Here is a 3,515-nt window from a genome sequence, read left to right as displayed (position 1 = left end):
ATCCTGGAGCCGGACAACAATCGCCTCGAGCGCGCCATCCGCCCAATTGCCGTTGGCAGAGCGAATTTTATGTTCGTGGGCTCGCCGCGTGGCGGGCGTGCCGCCGCGACGATGTACTCGCTGCTGGGTACCTGTCGCCTGAATGGTATCGAGCCCTATGGCTGGCTCAAGGATACCCTGGAGCGCCTGCCAGCCCACCCCATCAGCCGGGTCCACGAACTGCTACCGCTGCCACGCTAACCGGTAAACTGTGCGTCATGGACATTCTTGACGCATTGCGCCTCGCCCCGAGCGCCGACCTGTACCGCTTGTATCTGACCATCGGTCGGATGCTCGACGATCCGAAGCGGATCCTGGAGAGCCGCCGGCACCTGCATATCGGCATGACCGTCAGTTACGTGGCCGACGATCTCATCCAGCCGCTGCGGCAGGGCCGTATCCTTGAGTTGCGGCAGACCCAGGCCGTGATCGAGGACACCGCTACGCGCCGGCGCTGGGCCTTGCCCTATGCCGCGGTCATCGCCGACGCCAACGCTGCGGCCCAACCATCACCGCACGATCCACCGCCACCGCCCCGTGCGCAACGTGCTGACTTCGTGGCCGGTGACACGGTGGCCTTCACGGACCAGCACTTGCACGAGCGCATCGGCACCATCGTACGCATCAACCAGAAGACTGCTTCTGTGCAGTGCAATCCCGATGAGGGCCACTGGCGTGTCTCGTTTGCACTTCTGCGCAAGGTCGTCGACCTCTGAGCTTCCAGTCTTCCATCGACATCAGTACGACAAACATGTCTAAACGCAAGATCGAGCCGGACCGCGAACAGCGAATCGAGATGGAGGTGGTCGTCGACGCTTACAACTCAGAGGAGCGGTCTATGGCATGGTACTACTACCTCGACGAGCAACTCACCGTTCCGTTTGAAGCTGAGGTTCGCAAGAGGTCGCCAACCTCACCGCTCAGCCCCGGCGACCGGGTTCAGGTGATCGCAATGGCGCCGGAGGACGTGTGCGAGACTGAAGCCTTCGTGTGGATACGATGGAACAAGCGCAAGCTTGCTGTACCACTAGCGCAACTCGTGCCACTGGCGAGCGACGAGCTGACGCAGCAGGCCATTGCCGATTGGCAGTACTGGCGGGAGCGCGGCTATCAGTTCTGACATCAGATCGTCAGCCGTGATGCCATAGCCTCCGATGCCCCCCACAACGCCAATGACCTGACGGAGCAGTATTGCCAAGTCAACATGGGTTCTGCTGACGGATACGAAGCAAATCCCTCGATTCGCCTGTCAGGCGGGTACCAACGCTTGAAATTGCGTACGTCCTGTCCGTTAAGAACGGCACCTGCAACCGCGCACGCAGCCCCAGTGGTGGAGTTGGCGATACTCAACACCTGGCGCGAAAGCGTTAAAAAAAGCGCGTGCCTTGCCTTGCAAATAGGGGGGAGGCGATATTGAATGAATCGGGTCCGACATGAACTGGCAATACCCCTCTTGTCAGGGACGTCCCGGATCGCACGTTCCGCGCTCACGCTGATGTCGACGCCGGGCAATCACACAAGCATGGCCGTCCGGCAGCAGGAGGGGTGTCCGGCCAATTTCAGGAGTGCATGATGAACGCGTTTCCCCCCGAACAATTCACCGCCACACAACAGGCAAACGTGGCCGTGATGTTCGGCCTGGCAAACAAGGCCCTCGAAAGCTTCGAGAGACTCGTTGAGCTGAATCTGGAAGTCATGAAGTCGACGTTGACTGAGGCGCAGGAGAACTCGCAGATGGCGTTGTCCGCCAAAGACCCACAGGAGTGGCTCGCGCTACAGGCCGGTATGATGAAACCCCTCAGCGAGAAGGTGCTGTCTTACAACCGCCGCCTGCGCGAGATCGGGGCGGCTACCCAGGCCGAGTTCACCAAGATGACCGAGGCGCAGTCCGAAGCGTACAATCGCCGCATGCAGGAGTTGGTCGATGATCTCGCCAGCAGCGCACCAGCCGGTTCGGAAGGCGCGGTGGGCGCACTGGCCTCGGTGATCGCTGCCACCAATAAATTGTATGAGTCGATGTACCAGACCGCGAAGCAAGCGGGCGAAGGTGCAGAACAGATCCTCGGCACAGCGAGCAACACGACGTCCAAGGCAGCAAAGCAGGTCGTTGACCAGGCGTCGCGCACCGCCAAGGCCTGACGTCGATGCAAGCCAGCGGCAGTAGCTGATCCATGTGTCGCCAGGAAAACATGCCGGCCTGGTGATGGCGCACCCGGGGCACCTAGTGGATTCGCAATATTTCCGACCCCGGGCAGACCCAGGCTGCGCATGACCTGTGCAGCGGCATTGCGGCGCGGCACAAGCATGCATGGGCTGGTGCTTCCCCCTTATGTGGGACGGGGAGGGCGGGCCCGCGCGTTGCCATCAGCCGGGCACCGGCTGGGCGGCCTCCACGCAACGCTGTTCCGTTTCGTGGATGATCTTGCGCAGGAGCGGATAGACCTGCGTCGCCCAGCGCCGGCCGGCGAACACGCCGTAGTGCCCAACACCGGTCTGCACATAGTGGGATTTCAGATTAGACCGTAGCTCGCTGCACAGCTCCTGCGCCGCCTCGGTCTGCCCAACCGCGCAGATGTCATCGTTTTCCCCCTCGATTGTCAGCAGTGCCGTGCGCCGGATGGCACGCAGGTCCACGCGCCGCCCCGCCACCGTCAAGCAGGCGCGCGGCAGGACGTGCTGCTGGAACACCCGACTCACGGTCTCGAGGTAGAACTCGGCCGGCAGGTCCATTGTCGCAAAATAGTCGGTGTAGAAGGCTCGAATCGCCTCGGCCTTGGCCGTCTCACCATCCAGCTTGTATTGGTAGGCATGGATCAGCGAAGCAATATGCCGATCCAGATTCATGGAGAGAAAGGCGCACACCTGCACGAAGCCTGGGTAGACGCGTCGCCTTGCCCCCGCGAAGCGGGCCGGCACGGTGTCGATCAGGCTGGCCTCGAACCAGGCGAGTGGGGTGCGCACCGCCAGTTCATTGATGCGGGTCGGATTGACGCGGGCATCGATCGGCCCGGCCATCAGCGTCATGCTGCGCGGCAGCGCCGGATCGCCGTCTTCGGCCATCAGCGCGACGGCGGCCAGGGTGGCCACCGTCGGCTGGCAGACCGCCACCACGTGCGTGCCTGGACCGAGAAAGCGGAGAAGACCGATCAACTGGGCGACGAAGTCGTCAAAGCCGAAGGGCCCGCAGGATAAGGGGATGTCGCGCGCATTACGCCAGTCGGTCAGGTAGACATCGTGGTCAGCCAGCATCGTGGCCGCCGTCGCTCGCAGCAGGCTGGCGAAATGGCCCGCCAGGGGCGCGATCAGCAATACGCGCGGTTGTCCGGGCGCAATGTCCCTCCTAAAATGCAGAAGGGAGCAAAACGGCGTGGCGAGCACCACCTCTTCGCTCACGGCGACGCTGCCACCGTCGACCCAGGCCGCGTGGATGCCAAAAGGCGGCCGCTCGTGGCGCAGGCGCACAAGCGCGCTCCATT

5 protein-coding genes are annotated in these 3,515 nt (G+C 62.7%); 4 read left to right on the top strand and 1 reads right to left on the bottom strand.

The genetic code is table 11. The features are described from left to right. The 4 genes from AC1DKD_RS40040 to AC1DKD_RS40025 form a co-directional block, all read left to right on the top strand. A partial coding sequence (locus AC1DKD_RS40040; RefSeq protein WP_477144633.1) for a transposase domain-containing protein occupies positions 1 to 240 on the top strand: 240 nt, incomplete at its 5' end. Positions 241 to 257: 17 nt separating this feature from the next. Then, positions 258 to 755, top strand: coding sequence for a hypothetical protein (locus tag AC1DKD_RS40035; RefSeq protein ID WP_441633065.1), 498 nt, complete (start codon positions 258 to 260; stop codon positions 753 to 755). A 35-nt stretch (positions 756 to 790) separates the two neighbouring features. Continuing rightward, positions 791 to 1,159 carry a calcium-binding protein gene (locus tag AC1DKD_RS40030; RefSeq protein WP_441633067.1) on the top strand — a complete coding sequence of 123 codons (369 nt, stop codon included), beginning with the start codon at positions 791 to 793 and terminating at the stop codon, positions 1,157 to 1,159. A 452-nt stretch (positions 1,160 to 1,611) separates the two neighbouring features. Further along, positions 1,612 to 2,178: a phasin family protein gene (locus AC1DKD_RS40025; protein ID WP_441633120.1), complete on the top strand. Its 567-nt coding sequence runs from the start codon at positions 1,612 to 1,614 to the stop codon at positions 2,176 to 2,178. A 225-nt stretch (positions 2,179 to 2,403) separates the two neighbouring features. Here the strand turns inward: AC1DKD_RS40025 and phaZ are convergent. Further along, a partial coding sequence (gene phaZ, locus AC1DKD_RS40020) for a polyhydroxyalkanoate depolymerase (protein WP_477144632.1) occupies positions 2,404 to 3,515 on the bottom strand: 1,112 nt, incomplete at its 5' end.

The sequence above is a fragment of the Cupriavidus sp. 05T313 genome (genome assembly GCF_056396665.1).
Note: the sequence above shows the minus strand (reverse complement) of the source record. Positions and strands in the feature narration are given on the sequence as shown.

What these genes read in the sequence shown, in the direction of transcription:
- AC1DKD_RS40035 (WP_441633065.1), top strand. Translation starts at nt 258, where the DNA reads ATGGACATTCTTGACGCATTGCGCCTCGCCCCGAGCGCCGACCTGTAC.
- AC1DKD_RS40030 (WP_441633067.1), top strand. Translation starts at nt 791, where the DNA reads ATGTCTAAACGCAAGATCGAGCCGGACCGCGAACAGCGAATCGAGATG.
- AC1DKD_RS40025 (WP_441633120.1), top strand. Translation starts at nt 1,612, where the DNA reads ATGAACGCGTTTCCCCCCGAACAATTCACCGCCACACAACAGGCAAAC.